At 71.9% G+C, this 20392-nt stretch carries 22 protein-coding genes; 12 read left to right on the top strand and 10 right to left on the bottom strand.

What is annotated here, in order from left to right; genetic code table 11:
* Positions 1-41: 41 nt before the first annotated feature.
* The 5 genes from K5L01_RS14285 (at position 42) to K5L01_RS14265 (ending at position 4496) form a co-directional block, all read left to right on the top strand.
* Positions 42-485, top strand: a complete 444-nt coding sequence (locus K5L01_RS14285) for a hypothetical protein (RefSeq protein WP_250065279.1) — start codon at positions 42-44, stop codon at positions 483-485.
* A gap of 31 nt (positions 486-516) precedes the next feature.
* Positions 517-1314 carry an aminoglycoside adenylyltransferase family protein gene (locus K5L01_RS14280; RefSeq protein ID WP_250065278.1) on the top strand — a complete coding sequence of 266 codons (798 nt, stop codon included), beginning with the start codon at positions 517-519 and terminating at the stop codon, positions 1312-1314.
* 487 nt (positions 1315-1801) lie between these two features.
* Positions 1802-2182, top strand: coding sequence for a nuclear transport factor 2 family protein (locus tag K5L01_RS14275; protein WP_250065277.1), 381 nt, complete (start codon positions 1802-1804; stop codon positions 2180-2182).
* A gap of 184 nt (positions 2183-2366) precedes the next feature.
* Entirely contained in the window at positions 2367-4046 is a 1680-nt protein-coding gene (locus tag K5L01_RS14270) for an electron transfer flavoprotein-ubiquinone oxidoreductase (protein WP_250065276.1), read from the top strand.
* 18 nt (positions 4047-4064) lie between these two features.
* Positions 4065-4496 carry a c-type cytochrome gene (locus tag K5L01_RS14265; protein ID WP_250065275.1) on the top strand — a complete coding sequence of 144 codons (432 nt, stop codon included), beginning with the start codon at positions 4065-4067 and terminating at the stop codon, positions 4494-4496.
* A gap of 480 nt (positions 4497-4976) precedes the next feature.
* Here K5L01_RS14265 and K5L01_RS14260 read toward each other — a convergent pair whose 3' ends face one another.
* Entirely contained in the window at positions 4977-5396 is a 420-nt protein-coding gene (locus K5L01_RS14260) for an H-NS histone family protein (RefSeq protein ID WP_250065274.1), read from the bottom strand.
* Positions 5397-5662: 266 nt separating this feature from the next.
* Here K5L01_RS14260 and K5L01_RS14255 point away from each other — a divergent pair, with 266 nt between their 5' ends.
* From K5L01_RS14255 to K5L01_RS14245, 3 genes are all read left to right on the top strand, one after another.
* On the top strand, positions 5663-6172 hold the full coding sequence (locus K5L01_RS14255) for a hypothetical protein (protein WP_250065273.1): 510 nt from the start codon (positions 5663-5665) through the stop codon (positions 6170-6172).
* The gene (locus K5L01_RS14250) at positions 6153-6299 is read left to right on the top strand and encodes a hypothetical protein (RefSeq protein ID WP_250065272.1); all 147 of its coding nucleotides are present in this window, start codon (positions 6153-6155) and stop codon (positions 6297-6299) included. Before K5L01_RS14255 ends, K5L01_RS14250 begins: the two co-directional genes overlap by 20 nt.
* A gap of 336 nt (positions 6300-6635) precedes the next feature.
* Positions 6636-7208 (top strand): OmpO family porin, encoded by a 573-nt coding sequence (locus K5L01_RS14245; protein WP_250065271.1) that lies wholly within the window; start codon positions 6636-6638, stop codon positions 7206-7208.
* 188 nt (positions 7209-7396) lie between these two features.
* Here K5L01_RS14245 and K5L01_RS14240 read toward each other — a convergent pair whose 3' ends face one another.
* The 5 genes from K5L01_RS14240 to K5L01_RS14220 form a co-directional block, all read right to left on the bottom strand.
* Positions 7397-8425 (bottom strand): NAD(P)H-dependent glycerol-3-phosphate dehydrogenase, encoded by a 1029-nt coding sequence (locus K5L01_RS14240; protein ID WP_250065270.1) that lies wholly within the window; start codon positions 8423-8425, stop codon positions 7397-7399.
* An 18-nt stretch (positions 8426-8443) separates the two neighbouring features.
* Positions 8444-8959, bottom strand: coding sequence for a protein-export chaperone SecB (gene secB, locus K5L01_RS14235; protein ID WP_250065269.1), 516 nt, complete (start codon positions 8957-8959; stop codon positions 8444-8446).
* Positions 8960-9064: 105 nt separating this feature from the next.
* Complete coding sequence (locus K5L01_RS14230; protein WP_250065268.1) at positions 9065-9502, bottom strand: rhodanese-like domain-containing protein; 438 nt, start codon at positions 9500-9502, stop codon at positions 9065-9067.
* Positions 9503-9569: 67 nt separating this feature from the next.
* Positions 9570-9998 carry a hypothetical protein gene (locus K5L01_RS14225; protein ID WP_250065267.1) on the bottom strand — a complete coding sequence of 143 codons (429 nt, stop codon included), beginning with the start codon at positions 9996-9998 and terminating at the stop codon, positions 9570-9572.
* A 28-nt stretch (positions 9999-10026) separates the two neighbouring features.
* Positions 10027-10485 (bottom strand): YiiD C-terminal domain-containing protein, encoded by a 459-nt coding sequence (locus K5L01_RS14220; RefSeq protein ID WP_250065266.1) that lies wholly within the window; start codon positions 10483-10485, stop codon positions 10027-10029.
* A gap of 46 nt (positions 10486-10531) precedes the next feature.
* Between K5L01_RS14220 and K5L01_RS14215 the strand changes: the two genes are divergently transcribed.
* From K5L01_RS14215 to K5L01_RS14205, 3 genes are all read left to right on the top strand, one after another.
* Positions 10532-11314 carry a uroporphyrinogen-III synthase gene (locus tag K5L01_RS14215; RefSeq protein ID WP_250065265.1) on the top strand — a complete coding sequence of 261 codons (783 nt, stop codon included), beginning with the start codon at positions 10532-10534 and terminating at the stop codon, positions 11312-11314.
* Positions 11315-11414: 100 nt separating this feature from the next.
* Positions 11415-12395: a hypothetical protein gene (locus K5L01_RS14210; protein ID WP_250065264.1), complete on the top strand. Its 981-nt coding sequence runs from the start codon at positions 11415-11417 to the stop codon at positions 12393-12395.
* The gene (locus K5L01_RS14205; protein WP_336254147.1) at positions 12392-13654 is read left to right on the top strand and encodes a heme biosynthesis protein HemY; all 1263 of its coding nucleotides are present in this window, start codon (positions 12392-12394) and stop codon (positions 13652-13654) included. The genes K5L01_RS14210 and K5L01_RS14205 overlap by 4 nt, the downstream gene beginning before the upstream one ends.
* Positions 13655-14242: 588 nt before the next feature.
* Here K5L01_RS14205 and K5L01_RS14200 read toward each other — a convergent pair.
* Entirely contained in the window at positions 14243-15523 is a 1281-nt protein-coding gene (locus tag K5L01_RS14200) for an acetyl-CoA C-acetyltransferase (RefSeq protein ID WP_250065263.1), read from the bottom strand.
* 107 nt (positions 15524-15630) lie between these two features.
* Here K5L01_RS14200 and K5L01_RS14195 point away from each other — a divergent pair, with 107 nt between their 5' ends.
* Positions 15631-16518, top strand: a complete 888-nt coding sequence (locus tag K5L01_RS14195) for a hypothetical protein (protein WP_250065262.1) — start codon at positions 15631-15633, stop codon at positions 16516-16518.
* A gap of 64 nt (positions 16519-16582) precedes the next feature.
* Here K5L01_RS14195 and K5L01_RS14190 read toward each other — a convergent pair whose 3' ends face one another.
* From K5L01_RS14190 to K5L01_RS14180, 3 genes are all read right to left on the bottom strand, one after another.
* Entirely contained in the window at positions 16583-17182 is a 600-nt protein-coding gene (locus K5L01_RS14190) for a superoxide dismutase family protein (protein ID WP_250065261.1), read from the bottom strand.
* A 43-nt stretch (positions 17183-17225) separates the two neighbouring features.
* Positions 17226-17789, bottom strand: a complete 564-nt coding sequence (locus K5L01_RS14185; RefSeq protein ID WP_250065260.1) for a superoxide dismutase family protein — start codon at positions 17787-17789, stop codon at positions 17226-17228.
* Positions 17790-17907: 118 nt separating this feature from the next.
* Positions 17908-20373, bottom strand: a complete 2466-nt coding sequence (locus K5L01_RS14180) for a serine/threonine-protein kinase (protein ID WP_250065259.1) — start codon at positions 20371-20373, stop codon at positions 17908-17910.
* Positions 20374-20392: the final 19 nt, after the last annotated feature.

Raw genomic sequence — 20392 nt, 5'->3', positions numbered from 1 at the left:
CCCTTGCGGCCGCAAACCGTCGAACCGCACAGGGAGGTCGCATGGCTGGTCAGCATCAAGCACAGTACGAACCGCTGGACGCGTTCTGTCCGCTCGAGACCTGGCGTCTTGCGCAGATCGTGCTCACCGAAAACGGCATGTTTGCCGAGACCCGGAAGGCGCTGGTGGAACAATATGGGGACGACGTCCTCACCCCGGCCTTCATCCTCCAGCATGGGCCTGACAGGGTCCGCAGGATCATCTCGGCCCTGAACCTCGGTGTCGAGAGGCGGGTAAAGGAATTCAACAACCGGTTGCACACGTTGATCTGCACGCGCTTCAGGTGGTGCGAACGGCGCGACCATCCGATGGTCGAGAACGCGGAGATCGCTGCCGCCCTCGTCGACATCTTCGGTGCGAACGGCGCCGCCGCGCTGACCGTGTTCCTGCTCAAGCGCAAGTTCCTGGACCGGCTGTGCGGATGCAGGACGCCGGCCGGCCCGTGAGCGGGGCACCCCGCAACGTGCGGCCCGCCGGATGAACGGCCCGGTTCCCGCCACCATCGCCGGGCAGGTGGCACGGGCGCAGGCGGTGATCGAGCGCCATCTCGGGTCCGCGCTGCAGGGGCTGTACCTGTACGGGTCCGCGCTGGAGGGTGGCCTGAAGCCGCTCAGCGACATCGACCTGCTGACGGTCGTCGACACGCCGCCGGACGCGGCGACACGGCAGGCGCTGATGCGCGCACTGTTGACGGTTTCCGCCCCACCCGGGAAGGATCCGCGACAGCGCGCACTGGAGCTGACCGTGGTCGCACGCGACGCCGTGGTGCCCTGGCGGCACCCCGCACGCCGCGAGCTGCAGTTCGGCGAATGGCTGCGGGCGGATATTCTCGCCGGCGTGTTCGAGCCGGCAATGGTCGATCCCGACCTGGCGATCCTGCTGACCCAGGTACACCGGCACAGTGTCGCCCTGCACGGCCCCGCCGCCGCCCGGGTGCTGGCGGCGGTTCCCGCTGCCGATGTGCGCGCGGCGCTGGCGCAGCTGGTGCGGCTGTGGGCCGGGCCGGCCGACTGGGTCGGCGACGAGCGCAACGTGGTGCTCGCCCTGTGTCGCATCTGGTACACCGCCGCGACCGGGGAGATCGTGCCCAAGGATGCCGCGGCGCTGTGGGCCCTGGACCGGCTGCCCGCGCACCACCGACCGGTGGCCCGGGCCGCGCGGCAGGCATACCTGGGGCAGGGCCCCGACCTTCTCGCGGCGCAGGCGGCACAGGTGGAGGGCTTCGTCCACGCGCTCAAGGACAGCATCCACGACGCGCTCTCCCGCACTGGCTGACGGCATGAGCGGGGCGTGCCGACCGCCCCGGGCAGCGGCGGCGGGCCGCGCTGCCCTGCGCATTCCATCACCGTCCCGGCACCGCTTCCCCGGGGCGCCCCATCCCGCCCGCCGCCCGACCGCCGTGCATGTGGAGGCTTCCCGGCGGCAGGTACACGGCAACGGCAGGCATTGCCGTGCGCACAGCCTTCCGCCTCCCCAGGCACACGCCGCCGGGGCGGCCTCTCCGCCCCGGTGACCCACCCGCCTCGCCGCGAGGGTGCATCATCCGGCAGCCCGGAACACGTGACCGTCCGCGGGCCGTTCCCGCCTGGTCCTGCACCCACCCGTGCCAGGCTCGTCGGGGAAATCGCCCCGCCCCGCTTGCGCACGGGCGGCCGCGACGGCGCGAAGCTCGGCGGGCCGGTTGCCGTCCCGGCCGGGCCACCGGTAGATTCGCTTGCAAGGACGCCCCCGCATCCACATGCCCGCCGGACAGGAGCTGCGCATGGACACCCTGGAGAAGCAACAACTCGTCAAACGCTATATCGCCGCTTACAACACGTTCGATATCGAAGGCATGCTCGCGACGCTGTCCGCGGACGTGGCGTTCCAGAACCTCTCCGCCGGGCAGGTCACCGCCCAGGCCGACGGCAAGGACGCGTTCCGGGCCCTGGCCGAGAAGGCCTGCGGCCTGTTCTCCGAGCGCGAACAGACCGTCGTGTCCCTCCAGGCCGTGGAGGACACGCTCGTGGCGGACATCGCCTACCGGGGCCGGCTGGCCGTGGACGTCGGTGATACCCGCGCGGGCACCCTCATCGCCCTGGCCGGACAATCCGTGTTTTCCTTTGGCGACGGCCGCATCACCCGGGTGATCGACCACAGCTGAAGTCCGGAGCACGCCGCAGCCTGCGCCCTACGGCGCAGGCCCGCGGCAGCCGTGGCACGGCAATGCGCGCACCGTTCCCATCCCTGCGGGACCGCGGATTGGAAGAACGCCGCCGGGTCGGCGAAAATGGCGCTCCAGCTAGACCATCGCCACGCCATCGCCGGCCCCAGCCAAGAGTCCCCTGATGAATACAGAAGCCATTTCCGTCCTTCCCCCGCGCGAAGCGATGGAATTCGACGTCGTCATCGTCGGCGCCGGCCCGGCCGGCCTGGCCACGGCGATCCGCCTGCGCCAGCGGGCGGTCGAGCAGGGGCAGGAGCTGTCGGTATGCGTGCTGGAGAAGGGGTCCGAGCCGGGCGCGCACATCCTTTCCGGCGCGGTCATGGACCCGCGCGCGCTGGGCGAACTGTTCCCGGACTGGCAGGCGAAAGGCGCGCCGCTGAAGCAGGCGGTGACCCGCGACGAGTTCCTGTTCCTGGACGAGACCGGCGCCAGGACCACCCCGAACTGGCTGCTGCCGGAGTGCTTCCAAAACCACGGCAACTACATCGTCAGCTTGGGCGAGGTGACGCGCTGGCTGGCGCAGCAGGCCGAAGCGCTGGAAGTGGCGATCTTCCCGGGCTTCGCCGCCGCCGAAGTGCTGTACGACGACACTGGCGCGGTGATGGGCGTGGCCACCGGCGACATGGGCATCCACAAGGACGGCACCCCGGGCCCGAACTTCGAGCGCGGCATGGAGCTGCACGCCAAGTACACGGTCTTCGCCGAAGGCTCGCGCGGCCACCTGGGCCGCCAGCTGATCCGCCGCTTCGAGCTCGATGCCGGCAAGGACCCGCAGAGTTACGGCATCGGCATCAAGGAGCTGTGGCAGATCGATCCGGCCAAGCACGAGCCGGGGCTGGTTGTGCACGCCGCCGGCTGGCCGCTGGACGACGACACCTATGGCGGCGCGTTCCTCTACCACGCCGAGGGCGGCAAGGTCTCGATCGGCTACGTGGTCGGCCTGGACTACAAGAACCCCTGGCTGAGCCCGTTCGAGGAATTCCAGCGCTTCAAGACCCACCCGGCGATCCGCAAGCACCTGGAAGGCGGCAAACGCGTGGCCTACGGCGCGCGCGCGATCACCGCCGGGGGCATCCTGTCGCTGCCGAAGACGGTGTTCCCGGGTGGCGCGCTGGTCGGCTGCGAGGCCGGCTACCTCAACGTCAGCCGCATCAAGGGCAGCCACGCCGCGATCAAGACCGGCATGCTGGCCGCCGATGCCGCGTTCGATGCGCTGGTCGCCGGCCGCGCGCGCGATGAGCTGAGCGCCTACCCGGAGGCATTCGAGGACAGCTGGCTCAAGGCCGAGCTGATGCACTCCAAGAACTTCAAGCAGTGGTTCAAGAAGGGCCGCACCCTGGCCACGCTGATGACCGGCATCGAACAGTGGCTGCTGCCCAAGCTGGGCCTGCGCAACGCGCCGTGGACCCTGCACCGCGCCAAGGCCGACCACGAGTGCCTGGAGCCGGCCGCCACCCAGCCGAAGATCGTGTACCCGAAGCCGGACAACGTGCTGACCTTCGACCGCCTGAGCTCGGTGTTCCTGTCCTCGACCAACCACGAGGAGGACCAGCCCAGCCACCTGACGCTGAAGGACCCGTCCATCCCGGTGGAGGTCAACCTTGCCGAATACGCCGGGCCGGAGGCACGCTACTGCCCGGCCGGGGTCTACGAGTTCGTCGGCGAGGGCGCGGACAGCCGCCTGCAGATCAACGCCCAGAACTGCGTGCACTGCAAGACCTGCGACATCAAGGACCCGACCCAGAACATCGTCTGGGTCACTCCGCAGGGCGGCGGCGGCCCCAACTACCCGGCGATGTAGGCCGGCAGGATGATCCCGATGCCCGCGCCGACCCCTTCCCCGGCGCCGACGGTAGGCCGGCGCGGTGCGCTGCTGGCGGTGTCCGCGGCGCTGCTGCTGAGCGCGTGCGGCCAGCGCGACGCGTTCAACCACGCCGGCGACGCCAGCCCGGAGCAGCGCGCGCTGGAACGCGCCTTCGCCATCTGTGCCGGCTGCCACGACACCCGCGCCGATCTCGGCCACCGCGTCGGGCCGAACCTGCATGGCGTGGTCGGACGACCCGCTGGCAGCGCTCCCGGCTATCCGTACTCGGACGCGATGAAGCGCAGCGGCATCGTCTGGGACGCACAGACGCTGGACGCCTTCCTGGCGTCGCCGCAGAAGCAGGTACCCGGCAACCGCATGCTCAACACGACCTCCGACCCGGCGCGCCGGCAGGCGGTGATCGAGTACCTGACGCAACAGCAGTGAGCCTCGCGGATGGCGCCGCCATCCCGGCCATGGCCGTGGCCGGTGCTTCCGCTGGCCGCTCCGCATTGCCGCGCCCACGGTGGCTTTCCGGCGGTATGGGACCCGGCATCGGACGGGCGTCGCTGCGGGCCTGGGCACTGGTGCACGGACGGCCTTCCAGCCGAGGCGCCGGCACTGCTCCTCCTGTTGTCGCGGAATCGCCTGCCTGATGGCCTTGCCGACGGACCTGGCGGCCGCGCCATGCCCGTGGATCGCATGGCGGTGACCGCCCGGCATCGGCGCCGGCTGCACGCGACCCTGGCTCCTGCGGCTGTCCCGGTACCGGCACGGCCCCGCCACTGGACGTCTTCAGGGGCCTGCAGGACAGCCGGCTGCTCGCCCGATGGCGGGCCGCCGCGCGGATTGCCGCCAGCGTTCCACCGCGGGGGCCCGGGCGAACCGCATCGCTCCGGATGACCCCGTGCCCTGCAGCCCCCGGGCTCAGCCCTGCTTGACCAGCCTGCGCCGGCCGTCCGGCACCGGTGCCTTGGGCGTCAGCCTGGCCACCCCCGGTATCAGGAAGTCCGCCGCACTGCGGCCGTGCTTCGTCTTCGCCGCCAGCCAGCGCGGCATCCGGCCACGGCCGCTCCAGGTATTGCGGCGGTTGTCGGGATCGCGGTACTTGGGCGCCACCTTGGAACGGGGGTGCTTGGCGCGCGCTTTCGGTGGCGCGGTGGACGGCTCCGCGTCCGCGCCGAAGAGTTCGGCGAGCGTATAGCCGGCGCGCTGCGCCTGCGCGGCCAGCGCCCGCCGCACCTGCGCGACGGGCGTGCGGCGGGTCAGCAGCGTGTGCCGCTGCTGGGCGGCACGGATCAGGGTGTTCAGTTCACGCAGGGACAGGGACGTCAGGTCGATGCTCATGGCATTAGCGTCGGTGGCCGGCCGCCGCCCTGTCAAGAAACCGGGCCCGGCAGCAGCCCTGCCCCGGCCGGCGATGGCGGGCCGTGCCAAGTCCCTTCCCCACCGCGGCGCCTCCAGCGCCCTGCCAGCACACGGTGCTTTCGATGGGCGATCCCCGCCTGCAGGCGACGGCTGCGCAGCGGCAGACGGGGTCTATCATGGCGCAGGGGCCGCCGGCAGCGCCCTGGATGTCCCCGGTCGCCGCTCGCCTCTCCATCGATCTCGCCATGCCTATGCATCCACACCTGTCCGCCCTGCGCTGCTCCCTGGCCGGGGCCCTGGCACTGCTCTCCGGCGGCTGCGTGGTGCTCTCCCAGGTCGTGCACGATGGCCTGGCGACGACCCTCGTCGACGACGCCGACGGGCGGCCCCTTTCCGGTGTTGGCATGTATGCCGCCCCGCTGCGGGTCAACCAGGCACCGTCGGCATTGCCGCTGGCCATCAGCGATGCCGACGGGCGCATCGATGTCCCCGGACGCAGCGAACGCACGCTGACCGCACCCGGTGCCGACTATGGCGTCGCCGCCACGCTCGTGTGGGTCTGCCGCCCGGGCTATCGCCCGCAGCGCATCGGCATCCGCCACAACCAGCGCGGGCCCAACGTCCCCACCGTCCATCGCCCGGCGCAGGTGCGCCTGGTCGCCGAGGCCAGGGTGGATGCCGAGCAATGCGCGCAATGGCCGTCCTCCACCCACGCATCCCGACCGGAAACTGCCCATGCGCCGCCTGAGCCGTAGCCTCCTCGCCCTCGCCCTCTGCCTGTCCGCGGGCGGCTGCATCGCGCCGTTCAAGGTCAAGCTGCAGACCGCGGTCCACGCGCCCGACCGCATGCCGGCCACCGACGGAACCCGCGTCGCCCCCTGAGCGGGGCGACAGCCGGGCAGGCATCGCCCTGCAACCGGCGGCGCGGGGAGGATCGCCGTCGCGGGCATCGGCGGCGCCACGGCACCGGCCGCGCCCGCGTGCACCGGACACCTTGACCGCCCCTTGGCGCGCCCGGCCTGGACAGCCGCTAACGTGCCGTCCTGCCGCGCTGTTCCTCGTCACGGCGCAAGTTCCCGACACTGCCGCCTAATTTATGTACTGGTCAGTTTTATATTCAGGGTGGATTCCGCTGGCTAACGGATAATTCACATCCACCGGCCCGCCAGTGCTCCCCCGCCAGCAGGCCGGTCAAACCAATAAAAAAGGTAATCCGCAATGAAGACTTCCCTGATCGCCCTGGGCCTGCTGGCCGCCCTCCCGTTCGCCGCCTCGGCGACCGACGGCCTGTCCTACAACTACGTGGAAGGTGGTTACGTGAACACCGACGCCAAGGGCGGCGACGCCGACGGCTGGAAGGTGAAGGGTTCGGTCGCCGTGCACCCGAACTTCCATGTCTTCGGTGATTACAGCGCCCAGGAAACGGACACCTTCAAGAAGGACGTCGACCAGTGGCGCCTGGGCTTCGGCTACAACTACGGCGTCGCCCCGAACACCGACCTGCTGGCCCGCGTGGCCTACCAGCGCTTCGACCTGCAGCACGCGCCCAACTTCAACGGCTACAGCGCCGAAGTCGGCGTGCGTACCGCCTTCACCCCGATGTTCGAGGGCTATGCGCTGGCCGGGTACGAGGACTACAACAAGAAGAACGGCTACAACCCGGATGGCGAGTTCTACGGCCGTCTCGGCGCTGCCGCCAAGTTCAACGCCAACTGGGGCGTCAATGGCGAGGTGAAGCTGGGCAAGGGTGGCGACCGCGAGTGGTTCGTCGGCCCGCGCTTCAGCTGGTAAGCCGCACGCAAGCGTTCAAAGGGCGCGTGCTCTCTCTCCCCCGCGCCCCCGGAGCCCGGTCTTCCCCGACCGGGCTCTTTCTTTTGCGGCAGGCATGCGTGGAGACCCGGGCTGTTCACCCGACGGCCAGCGCACCCGGCAGCCGCGCCGGCACTGCCGGCACGCCGCCGGATGGAAGGCCATCGCGGTTACTTGAACAGGGTCTGCGGGTATTCCGGCTTCTGTTCGCGGGCCAGCAGCTGCTTGAGCCCATCGGCCGGGCTTGATTCGCCGTGCAGCACCGCCTGCACCGCCCTGGAGATCGGCAGGTCGATGCCATGCCGGTCCGCCTGGCGCATGACTTCATCGGCGGTCTGCACCGACTCGACCACCTGGCCGATCTCCTTCACCGCATCGGTCAGGCTCTGCCCGCGTCCCAGCGCCAGGCCCAGGCGGCGGTTGCGCGACAGGTCGCCGGTACTGGTCAGCACCAGGTCGCCGAGGCCGGCCAGCCCCATCAGGGTCTCCGGCTTGGCGCCGATGGCCGCGGCCAGCCGCAGCATCTCGTTCAGGCCACGGGTGATCAGACCCGCACGGGCGTTGAGGCCCAGCTGCATGCCATCGGCCACGCCGGTGGCCACCGCCAGCACGTTCTTCATCGCACCGCCGAGTTCGGCGCCGACCATGTCGTCGCCGGTGTAGGCGCGGAACGCCGGGCCATGCATGGCATCGGCGACCTGCTGGGTGAAGCCGGCATCGTCGCCATGGACGGTGATCGCCGTGGGCAGGCCCAGGGTCACTTCCTTGGCGAAGGACGGGCCGGTGACCACCGCCAGCGGCACGTCCTCGCCCAGCACCTCGCGGGCGACTTCATGCAGGAAGCGCCCGGAGCCCGGCTCGAAGCCCTTGGTCGCCCAGGCCACGCCGGCGTCGGCCGGCAGCAGCGGTGCCAGGGCGCGCACGGTCTCGGTGAAGGCATGCGACGGCACCACCACCAGGATCCAGCGCGCACCGGCGAGGGTGTCGGCCAGGTCGGTACTGGCACGCAGGGAGTCGGGCAGTGGAATCCCCGGCAGGTACCGGGGATTCTCATGACGGCGGTCGATCGCCTCGATCACCGCGGCATCGCGCCCCCACAGCAGGGTCGGGTGGCCGTGCCGGGCCAGCAGGCTGGCCAGCGCGGTGCCCCAGGAGCCCGCGCCGAGGACGGCGATCTTTTCCGCGTCGTTGGTACCCATCCGTCGGGACTGCGCCGGTCAGGCGTTGCCGGCCGGCTCGGATTCGGCCAGCGAGGTACCGTCGGTCTGCTGCTGGCGCTGGCGCAGGGTTTCCGCGTACAGGCCCTCGAAATTGATCGGCTGCAGGTAGAACGGCGGGAACCCGCCGGCCTGGATCAGGTCGCTGACCATCGAGCGCACGTACGGGAACAGGATGTTCGGGCACTGGGTGCCGAGCAGCACGTCGATCGCCTGCGGCTCCAGGCCGATCAGGCCGAACACGCCGGCCTGCTCCACTTCGGCCACATAGGCGGTCTTGTCGCCGGCCTTGCAGGTCAGGGTCACGCCCAGCACCACTTCGAACGCGTTGTCGGACAGGCGCTGCACCTTCTGGTTCAGGTTCAGCTGCAGGTCCGGCTGCACGTTCTCGTTGAAGATGCCCGGAGAATTCGGAGCTTCAAAGGAAACGTCCTTCACGTAGACCTTCTCGACGGTGAACGCCGGGCCGTTGGCGGCTTCGGCCGGGGCGGCCGCGTTGTTGTTCTCTTCGGACATTTCTCTAGGACTCCAGAACGGTTTGTTCGGTGAATGGATTGTTACCCGACCAGCGATGGGGGCTGCCGCGCCCCTGCACAAGGGCTTAACGGAAAAATCGGGGAATCAGCCGCGGCCCTTGACCAGCGGCAGGTCCGCGCCCTGCCAGGCGGGAAGGCCGCCGTCGAGGATGAAGACCTGCTCGAAACCCGCTTTCTTCAAGGCCTTGGCCGCCGTGGCCGAGGCGTTGCCGGTGCGGCACACCAGCACCACCGGCGACTGCCGGGCCGATGCCAGCAGCCTGTGGCCCGGGACCAGCTGCGCGGCCTGCACGTTGCGGCTGCCGGTGATGTGGCCCTTCTCGAAGTCGCTGCTGGCCGACAGGTCGATCACCACGGCATCGCCGCTGTTGATCAGGCGGGTCAGCTCGGCCGGCTTGAGCGCCTTGTAGCCGCGGAACAGGCGCGCGACCTCGGTGGCGATGAGGGCGACGGTCAGGCCGGCGAAGGCCAGCGACAGCATCGGGTTTCGGCCCGCGAAGGCCAGCAGCTCTTCGTAGTTCACTCAGGTCACGGGTAGACAAGCGGGCGGCGATTGTCGCACAAGCCGGCACCGGCACGGCCAGCGACGGCTACTGGCCCTGCCACAGGTCCGGCAGCCCTTGCGCCTGCCACCAGCGCCGCGCCTCCGGATCCCAGCGCCAGCGCTCGCTCACCATCACGGTGCGCTCGGCCAGGGTGTTGCGGTTGATCACGCCGATCTCCATGCGCCGCTCGATGCTGCCGTCCGCCGCCGCGCCGCTGCCGCGCTCGCGGTAGCCGGACACCTGGACCTGGGCGTAACGCGCGCGCTCCATGTCCGTCAACGGATGCGTCCGCAGGCGCTCCGGGTCGATGAAGCCTTCGGCGGCCTCGAAATCGCTCCAGCGCACCGCCGCCACATAGGCGTCCTGGGTCTGCGCGAGCTTGTTGCGCTGGCTGCGACTGGGCCCGGCCGCCTGCGCCGCGACGGCGGCAAGCAACAGCAGGGCCGCGACGGACCGTGGAAAACATCGATGCATGGCGCTCCTCCCCAAGCCAGGCTCCATCCTATCCCCTTGCCAGCGCAACGAAACGCCCTTCCAGCTCCGCCGCGCCGCCGTCGACCCGGGCATGCACCGTCAGGCGCGCCCGGCCGCGCTTGTCGAACAGTGCCAGGAAAGCCGCCCAGTCCTGGTCCGGCGCGGCCCGCGCGGTGGCCACCAGGTCGGCATAGACCGGCGAGCGGTAGCGGATGCTGCTGTCCGCCACGTACACCTCGGCATCGCGGCCGGACGCGGAAAGCCGCATGCTCACCAGTGCCCAGCCGGCCAGGGTCATCACCGACGCCAGGCTGCCGCCGAACGCATTGCCCTTGTCGTTGACGTTGACGCCCAGCGGCGCCTGCAGGCACAGCGACTCGTGGTCGCAGGCGGCGATGCGGATGCCCATCGCCGCCACCGGCGGCATCGCGTCGAGCGTGGCCTGCAACTGCTGCAACAGGGAACTGCGGTCGGGGATGTCGAGCATGGCGGGCCGGGAACAGGAAACGGAAAGCGCCCGCATAATGCATGGAATGAACACCCGCGCCCATGTGCCGACCGGCACTGCCTGGTACCTGATTTCCCTGCGCCCCTCCGGCGCGCACGATCCGCTGCGCCGCGCCGGCGCCCGTTTCGGTGCGCGCACGGTGGCGGTCTCGCCCTGGCGCCTGCAGCCGCGCGGGGAGGCCGCGACCCGCGAGCAGCTGGAGCAGGCGCTGTCCAGCGACCGCGTGGTCTTCACCAGCCCCGCGGCGGCCGACGCCGCCGGCCGCCTGCTGCCGCTGGCGCAACACGCCACCGGCACCCTGGTCGCGGTGGGCGAGGGCACCGCCCGCGCCTTGCGCCGCCAGGGCGTGGACAGCGTGCACGCCCCCGCGCGCATGGACAGCGAGGGACTGCTGGCGCTGCCGGCGATGGCCGACCTGCGGGGCAGGCGGGTCGCCCTGATCACCGCGCCGGGTGGCCGCGGCATGATCGCCGCGCAGGTCCAGGCCCGCGGCGCACGGCTGGTGCGGGTGGACGTATACGAGCGCGTGCCGCTGGTGGTCCCGGCCCGGACCTGGCAGCGCCTGGCGGCGCTGGAGGCGCCGGCGGTGCTTGCGGTCAGCAGCGGCGAAGCCCTGCTGCGCGTGCTCGAACAGCTGCCCGACACGCTGCGGGCGCGCTGGCAGCGGCAGCCGCTGGTCGCCGCCAGCGCGCGGCTGGCCGAGTTGGCCGGCGCACAGGGCTTCATCGCGACCCGCGTGGCGGCCGGTCCGCTCCCCGGCCAGCTGGCCGCCGCCGCGCATGCGGCGCTGTTCCACCGCGGCGCCTGAACCGGTACCCCGCTTGCAGCCGCGCGGGGTCGCGGGCGATGCTTGAAGCGCATCGCCGCCGTCGGTTGCGCGGCATGCCCGCCAAGGACGCCGTACCCTGATGAACGACGATTCACCCTCCCGCCCACCGCGCCGCCTGGCGCGCTGGATCATCGCTGCCCTGGCCCTGCTCGCGGTCGTCGCGGCCGCCGCCTACGCCTGGCAGGGATGGCAGGCGCGGCAGCGCCTGGCTGCCCGGGAACAGGCCGCCGCCGGCCAGCAGCTGGCGGCCATGCAGCAGGCGCTGGAGGCGGTGCGCCGGGACCAGCGCGGCAACGCCCGCGGGCTGCAGGACCTCGCCGCCACCCATCGCGTCCTGCGCGACGAAGTGCTCGGCCTGGGCCAGCGCAATGCCCTGCTGGAGGACAACCTGGCCCGCCTGGCCGACCGCTCGCACCAGGGCACGCAGGCGGTGCGCCGCGAGGAGGCCGAACTGCTGCTCAGCCAGGCACAGCAACGCCTGGTCTATGCCGGCGACCTGGACGGTGCCCGCCAGCTGTATGCGCAGGCGGCGGCGGTGCTGGAGAACATCGACACCGCCGGCTACCTGAACCTGCGCCAGGCCCTGCTGCAGGAACGCAGCGCGCTCGACGCGCTCGGCCCCGGCGTGCGTGCGCGCAGTGCCGAACGGCTCGCGCACTGGGCCGACGCGCTGGAGGCACTGCCCGAACAGAGCGCCCGCGCCGACCGCAGCGACCCGGCCTGGTGGCAGCAGCTGCTCTCGCCGCTGGTGCAGATCCGTCCGGCCGAACCGCAGGTGCTGGTGGCGCGCTCGGAGCGCCGCGATGCCGGCGACGCGCTGCAGATTGAACTGAGCCTGGCCCGCGCGGCCCTGGAGCGCGGCGACACCGCCGCCTGGCGGCAGGCGCTGCAACGAGTGGACACGTGGCTGCTGCGGCTGTGGCCCGAATCGCCCGCACGCCGCGCGCAACGCCAGGCGCTGGCCGAACTGCGCGACACCGACCTGCAGATCCCGCTTCCCGAACTGGGCAGCACCCTGCAGCAACTGCGCGACATGCGCGAGGGCAAGGAGGCACCATGAAGGCATTCCGTTCGCTGCTGGTGGTCCTGCTGGTGGCCGCGCTCGGCATCCTCGGCGCGCAGTGGCTGGGGCAGGAGTCGCTGCGCGACCTCGGCGAGGTGGTGGTCCGCGCCGGCGGCAACGACTACATCGCCACCCTGCCGCAGGCAGTGCTGGCGCTGCTGATCGCCAGCCTGCTGCTGTGGCTGTCGTGGACCCTGTTGAGCGCGCCCTTCCGGTTCTGGGCGCGCTACCGCCGCCGGCAGGGCCGGGCACGGCTGATCGACGGCCTGCAGGCGCTGGAGCGTGGCCAGTGGCAGCGCGCGGAAAAGCTGCTGCACAGCGCCGCCAGCGACCCGGCCGTCCGCCCGACCGCCCTGGCCGCGGCGCTGCGCGCGGCCGAAGCGCGCGGCGACGGCGCCGCGGTGGGCCGCTGCCTGCAGCAGCTGGAATCGCTGGATGCGTCCCTGCATGCCCTGCTCAGTGCCGAGCGCTGGCTGCGTCAGGACAAGCCGCAGCAGGCCATCGACGCCCTGGACCCGCCCGCCCTCCAGCCCCTGCCGCCGCGCGGGCTGTGGCTGCGCACCGACGCCCTGGCCCTGGCCGGCCGCGCCGAGGAGGCCTATGGCCAGCTCGGCGCGCTGCGCCAGCAGCAGGTGCTCCCGGCCGATGGCCTGGCGGCACTGGAAACCCGCCTGGCGCTGCAGATGCTCGACGAGGCCGGAGACGTCAACGCGCTGGCCGCGCGCTGGGAATCCCTGCCCAAGGCCCTGCGCACCACGCCTGCGGCGGTGTCGCGCTATGCCGTCCGCGCCGCCGCGTTGAACTGGACCGATGCCGCGCTGCACAGCCTGGAACAGGCGCTGGACGCGCGCTGGGACGAATCGCTGATCGCCCTCTACGGCGAGCTGCCGGTGGACAAGCTGGACTCCCGCCGTGCCAGCGCACAGCGCTGGCTGCAGGCACAGGGCGCCAGCCCCGGGCTGCTGCTGACCCTGGGACGCCTGGCGGGCGGCCAGGGCCAGTGGCTCCAGGCCGAGGAATTCCTGCACCGCGCCCTCGCCCAGGGCGCCGGCGCACCGGCGTGGGACGTCCTGGGCGAGGGGTTCGCCGCCCAGGGTGAGGACGCCCTGGCCCGGCAATGCCTGGTCAATGCCCTGCGGCAGCGCCGCGGCGAGCCGCCGCTGTCGCTCGAGCGCCGCGACCTGCGCCAGCAGATCCGCGACCAGGCCGTGGCCGAGGAGCGCGACGCGCACGGGTTCCCGCGCCTGCCGGGCTGACGCGCCTCCCGCGGGCACTCCGGCCAACCGCCGTGCTGGCCGGGCATCGCCGACGTCGCCTGACGCACAGCCCCGCGGATCCGCATGGCCAGCCGCCTGCGGGTCCCGGCCATGCAGGTTTTCCAGGAGGACGCGACGGCAGCCGTCGCCTGCGCTCCAGGTCCAGCGCACCTCCGGACCCACCGGCTCCCGCGGAGGAGATCAGCGGGCCGCTCACTCCGCCCGTCGCGGCAGGGTCCGGATCGGCCGCCACCGGCGCCGCGGCGGAAGGCCTCGGGGCCGTTCCAGCGGCAGGCGTCTTCCATTGCCGCCCCAGGAAACGCTGTTGAAGGTCCGCAGCGCCGCGTCGCCGGCCACCTGCACGCAGGGATCGACCCACTCGGAACGCGGGGCGCGCGCCTGGCCACGGATCGATCCGTACCAGGCGCACACGGCCGCCAGCCCGTCGAGGCGACGGGCAGGGAACGGATCGAAATACACGACATGCTCGGCGCACAGCTCAAGGAAACGGGCGGATCACCGTCGCTCCCGTAGCGCCGCCTCCCGTTCGACCGGCCGGTCCGGGACCGGCGCCAGACCGGTCCCGGTTCAGCGCTCGATGATGGCGACCACGCCCATGCCGCCGGCGGTGCAGATGGACACCAGCGCGCGGCCGCCGCCGCGTTCGGCCAGCGCCTTGGACACGGTGGCGACGATGCGCGCGCCGGTGGCGGCGAACGGGTGGCCGGTGGCCAGCGACGAACCCAGCGGGTTGATCTTCTCCGGGTCGATGCGCCCCAGCGGCGCCTCCAGGCCCAGGCGGTTGCGGCAGTAGTCCTCGCTCTCCCAGGCGCGCAGCGTGCACAGCACCTGCGCGGCGAAGGCCTCGTGGATCTCGTAGATGTCGAAATCCTGCAGGGTCAGGCCGTTGCGCTTGAGCATTTCCGGCACGGCGATGGTCGGCGCCATCAGCAGGCCCTCGCCGTGCACGAAGTCCACCGCCGCCACCTGCGCATCGCGCAGGTAGGCCAGCGGTTCATGGCCATGCGCGCGCGCCCACTCCTCGCTGGCCAGCAGCACCGCGGCGGCGCCGTCGGTCAGCGGCGTGGAGTTGGCCGCGGTGAGCGTGCCGCGCCCCGAGGTCTTGTCGAAGGCCGGCTTCAGCGTGGCCAGTTTCTCCAGCGAGGTGTCCGGACGCAGGATGTTGTCGCGCTCGACACCGCGGAACGGGGCGATCAGGTCGGCGAAGAAACCGCGCTCGTAGGCCGCGGCCAGCTTCCGGTGCGAGGACACCGCCCACTCGTCCTGCGAATCGCGCGAGATGTTCCACTCCTTGGCCATGTCCTCGCAGTGGTCGCCCATGCTCTTGCCGGTGCGCGGCTCGGCCACGCCCGGGAACTCGGGCTTGAGCTCGGACAGGCGGAAGCCGGACAGCAGCGTCCTGATCTTGTCGCCGGTGGTCTTGGCGCGGTTGGCCGCCAGCAGGCGGCTGCGCAGCTGCTTGCCGTACACGATCGGCACGTCGGAGGTGGTATCCGAACCGCCGCCGATGCCCGCCGCGATCTGCCCCAGCGCGATCTTGTTGGCCACGGTGATGAGGCTGTCCAGCGAGGTGCCGCAGGCCCGCTGCAGGGTGATCCCCGGCGTCAACGGCGACAGTCCCGAGGACAGCGCCGCTTCGCGGCCGAGGTTCCAGTCGCTGGGATGCTTGATCACCGCTCCCATCGCCACCTCGCCCAGCTGCTGCCCGTGCAGGCCGAAGCGCTCGACCAGCGCGCCGAGCGTGCGCACCGACATGCCAAGGTTGCCGACATCCGCATAGGCGGTGTTCTGGCGGCAGAACGGGATGCGGACACCCCCGAGAATGGCGACGGGACGGGCGCTGGACATGCGGTTACCTGGTGTGGACGGGACGGTACGACGCGGACCTGCCTGGCGCAGCAGGCATAATGGACATTGAGTGTAGCTTCGAGCCTGTGACGGGCCAACTGCGGACCATGAGCAATTCCAACCCCGACATGAACGCACTGGGCGTGATCGCACTGGAACTGGCCGGCGGCCAGCCACCGCGGCTCGGCGCCCTGTCCCCGGCGCTGGCCGGCGACCTGGCGGCCCTGGTCGGCCGCGACCTGGCCGGCCTTGTGCCACGCGCCAGTGCGCTGGACCTGGTGCTGGGTGCAGCGCACTTCGACCCGGCCGAGGTGCTGCGCCCGGGCTGGCCCCTCCACCGCCGTCTGGAAGAGCTGCAGATGCGGGCGCCGGGGCGCAACCAGGGGCCCCGCGTGCTGGCGTTCGGCGCCGACGCGGCCGGCGACGTGCCACTGCCCCTGCAGGCCGACCCGGCACTGGCCGGCGGCGGGCTGCGGGTGGTGCCGTTCGTATTGACCGGCACCGACACCGCGGCGCTGGACGAGGTCCGCGATGCGCTGGAGGACGTCCTGCTGGCCAACGGCATGGCCCAAGCCGATACCGCGCTGCTGGCGCAGGAGGCTTTCGGCGCGCAGATCGAGCATGCGCGCTATTTCACCGTCAACGACCTGGCGGCGATGATGGCCATGCAGTACGACAACCAGGGCCTGGCCGGGCTGTGGCCGCTGCTGGAGACCGCGCTGTTCGTCGCCGGGCGCGAGCAATGGCTGGACACCGCTCCGGAGCCGCTGCTGCGCTATGCCGGCGGCGAGGTGCGCATGGCGCTGTTCGACCCGGCCGGCTGGTGCGCGCACTATGCCCAGGACAGCGGCGACAGCGACCGCCTGCAGCGCATCTACGACCAGTACCTGATGCGCCAGCGGCAGATGGCCGCGGTGCTCGAAGCCCACGGCCTGGACGTGCTGTACGTGCACGTGGAAGCCGGCCAGGACCCGCGCGCGGCGCTGGCGCGCTGAGGGGCCACCGGCCGGTCACGGGAAACGCCGGCGCTGCCGGCGTTTCCATGGCCGCCGCGGGACCTTACTCGGCCTTGACGATCACCGCGCAGGCCAGGCGCGCGCCGGCGTTGCCGGTGGGCTGGCTGTGGTAGTCGTCCGGGTCGGCGTGGACGATCAGGCCACGGCCGATGATGTCGAAATCGTCGCCCTTGCCGGCATTGACGTTGCTCGACACCGGGCCGTCCACGTGGGCGTTGCCCTGCGCATCGGCGACGATGTTGGGCATGTCGCCGCCATGGTGCACGTCGGCCTCGATGCTGCCGTGGTCGCTGCCGCCCGGGTTGAAGTGGCCACCGGCACTGGTGCCGTCCGGCGCGCTGCAGTCGCCCTTCTCGTGGATGTGGAAGCCGTGCTCGCTGCCCGGCGCCAGGCCGCTGAGATCGCCGCTGGCGCGCAGCTTGCCGTCGACGATGCTGAAGGTGACGGTGCCGGCGACGGCACTGTCCTTGGTCGGTTCCAGGCGCGCGCTGGCGACCGGCGTCGCGACCGCCGGCGGTGCGGCCGGGTCGGCTTCGGGCGCGGGGGCGGGGGCGGGATCCACGCTGGCCGGCGGATCGGCCGGGCTGCAGGCGCCCAGCGCCAGTGCGGCGGCGAGGAACAACGGGGTATGGATCAAACGCATGGTCTCGACTCCTTGGGAATGCATCGGCAGGACAACGGCGCCTTCAGCGCACGACGCGGATCACCGCACAGGCTACGCGCGCGCCGGCATTGCCGGCCGGTTGGCTGCGGTAATCGTCGGCGCCAGCGTGAACCACCAGCGCGCGGCCTGCAATGTCGTTGGCCGCGCCACCGCCCAGGGTGACCCCGCGCAGGTGCACGTCGACGTTGGCCACGCCGTCGGCATTGGCCTGCAGGTTGTCCATGTCGCCGGCATGGTGCGCGCCGCTGCCGGCCCGCCCGTGCGGTTGCGCGTCCGGATTGAAATGACCGCCGGCGCTGCTGGCATCCACCGCACCGCAGTCGCCGGTTTCGTGGACGTGGAAGGCGGCGGGCCGGCCCTGTGGCAGGCCCCCGACCACCCCGGTGATGTGCACGCCACCGGCCTCGGCCAGCAGCGCCAGGCGCCCGCTGACCAGGCTCGCCGAGGCGGGCGCGAGGTTGGCTTCGGCCAGCTGCGCGGTACTGACCGGCACCGGCGGCGGTTCCGGGCGTACCGGCGGCGGGCTGCCGCAACCGGCCAGCAGCGCGGGAACGGCAAGGATCGTCAGGTAACGGGAAAGACGCATGGGGGCTCCTTGTAACGGGCGGCCGGCGAAGCCCCTGGCCGGCATGCAGGCACACCGTCCGGGCTTTCGCGGAACCCCGCCACGATGCCTGCTCCACGGCCGCCGGTCGAGCCCCCGGTCAGGCGGCGGGCGCGGCGCCCAGCGCCGCCTCGACCCGGGCCCGCGTCGCATGCACGTCGCGCAGGGCGGCGGCGTTGTCCTCGCCGTAGACCGCGCGCATGGCCTGCAGCGCCGCCTCGGCATGGGCGCGCGCGGAGCCCAGCCGGCCCAGCGCCAGTTCCGCCTCGGCCAGCCCGCGCAGGATCTCCGCGGTCACATGGTTGTCGCGTCCCAGGGTGCGCTCGGCGATCTCCAGCAGCGCGCGCTGTTCCTGTTCCGAGGCCTGTGCCTGGCCATCGGCCAGCAGCCAGTTGGCATGGTTGTGGCGGCTGATCACCGCGGTGAACGATTCGGCGCCATACCTGGCGGCATTCGATTCCATGGCGCTGCGGTAGTGGGGTCCCGCCTCTTCCACCTTGCCCTGCTCGCGCAGGGCGCTGCCGAGCAGGCCGCGGGCATTGGCGGTGTAGCTGCTGTTCTCGCCGTACAGCGTGCGGTAGGCGGCGACCAGCGCCCGCAGCTCGGGCTCGGCCGCGGCGAAATCACGCATCTGCAGGCGGACGGTCGCACGGTCGCGGCGCGCGGCCAGGGTCAGCGGATGGTCGTGGCCGTTGCGGCGGGTACGCCGCTGGACCACCTCGTCCAGCAGCACCACCGCCTCAGCGTACGCGCCGCTGGTGGCGAGCATGGCCGCGTAGCGCTTGGCCGCGTCCAGGCGTTGCTGGTCGTCGCCCGGCATCCCTGCGGAAAGCGCCTCGAAGGCTTCGCGCGCCAGCGCCGTGGCCTGCGCCGCCGCGCCCTGCATGAACAGCACCCAGGCGCGGCGCGACTGCATGTCCCAGGCCAGCCAGCGGTGCGCGGCCTTGCCCTGCAGCGCCTGCACCACGCCCTCGCCGAGCACCTTGTCGGCCTCTTCGAGGCGGTCGGAGGACATGTAGGCATCGCCCAGCACCTGCATCGCCCGCAGGTCCTGGAACACCAGCCGCCCCGGGTGGGCCGCCGCCAGCGCCCGCACCGAGCGCAGGTGCGCGATGGCGGCGTCGTAGTCCTCCAGGCTGATCTGGTTGATCGCGATGATCAGTTCGACGTCGGCAAGGATGTCGGGGTACCCGGCCAGCTCGCGCGCCGCGCGCGTGGACGCATCGTCGAGTACGCGCCGCATCAGGGTCTTGTCCAGGTCCTGGGAAATCGCCGGATCGACACTGTCCAGCACCGAGGCCAGGAACTCCGAGGTCACCCGGGCCCTCGTCGCCTCCTGCCGGGCTTCGCGCAGCGACCAGGCGGTGGCGGCCAGGCCGCCGACCAGCGCGGCTCCCACCAGCACGCTGGCGGCCACCGCCAGGCGGTTCCGGCGCACGAACGTGCGCGCCGCCAGCAAGCGTGCCGGCCCCGCGGCACGCGGGGGGCGGTGGCCGAGCCAGCGCCGCAGGTCGTCCAGCAGCGCCGACACCGAGTCGTAGCGGGCCGCACGCTCGGGCTGCAACGCCTTGAGCGCGATGGCGTCCACACCGTCGCGCAGTTCCCGCCGCAGCCGCCGTACGGAGGTCCCCCGCAGCGCCGCGATCTCCTTCTCCCGTGCCGCCGGAAGCGCCTGCAGGCAGGCCGACGGCGCCACGTCCGTTCCGTCCACCGGCGGCGTTCCGCAGGCAAGTTCGTACAGCATGGCGCCCAGCGAATACACGTCGCTGCGGGCATCGATGGCACTATCGGCCAGCGCCTGCTCCGGGCTCATGTAGCCCGGCGTGCCGCGGCCGGCCATGTCGTCGGTGCCCTCGGCCGCCATGGCGATGCCGAAATCGATGATCGTGGGCCGCGGCTGGCCGTCGACCTGGCCGACCAGGACATTGGCCGGTTTCAGGTCGCGGTGGACCACGCCCTTCTGGTGCGCATGCTGTACGCCTTCGGCGACCTTGGCCAGCAGCTGGACGCGCTCGCGCAGGCTCGACGCCGCCTGGTCGCACCAGGTGGAGAGCGGCTGCCCCTGGACGTACTCCATCACCAGCCAGGCATGCCCGGCCGGGTCGACGCCGGCGTCGTGGATCTGCGCGATGGCCGGGTGCCGCATCTGCGCCAGCAGCCGGCTCTCGTACTCGAAGCGCCCGTGCCGGCGCTCGTCGATGACCGGGGTCCGCACGCGCTTGAGCGCGACCTCGCGCTCGTAGGCGCCATCCGCGCGGTGCGCCAGGTAGACGCGGCCCATGCCGCCGGAGCCGATCAGCCGCTCCACCGCCCAGGGGCCGAAGCGGGTACCGGGCGCCACGTCCTGTTCGTGGGCCAGCGCCACCGCCTCGGCGGCGCGGCGCATCGGCTCGCTCAGGCGGCGGGTGGCGCCGGTGGCGGCGGCGATCAATGCCAGCAGCTCTTCCCGCAGCTCCGGATCATCGCCGGTATGCGACTGCACGAACGTGTCCCGTTCGGACTCCGGCAGCTCGGTGGCGCGATGGAACAGGTCGGTCAGACGGTTCCAGGCATCGGCATTCAACATGGCAACGGTTCGCAGGCCT

The sequence above is a fragment of the Stenotrophomonas mori genome, assembly GCF_023556335.1.
Lineage (GTDB): Bacteria > Pseudomonadota > Gammaproteobacteria > Xanthomonadales > Xanthomonadaceae > Stenotrophomonas > Stenotrophomonas mori.
The sequence above is the reverse complement of the archived record's forward strand: the minus strand, read 5'-3'. Positions and strand labels throughout refer to the sequence as shown.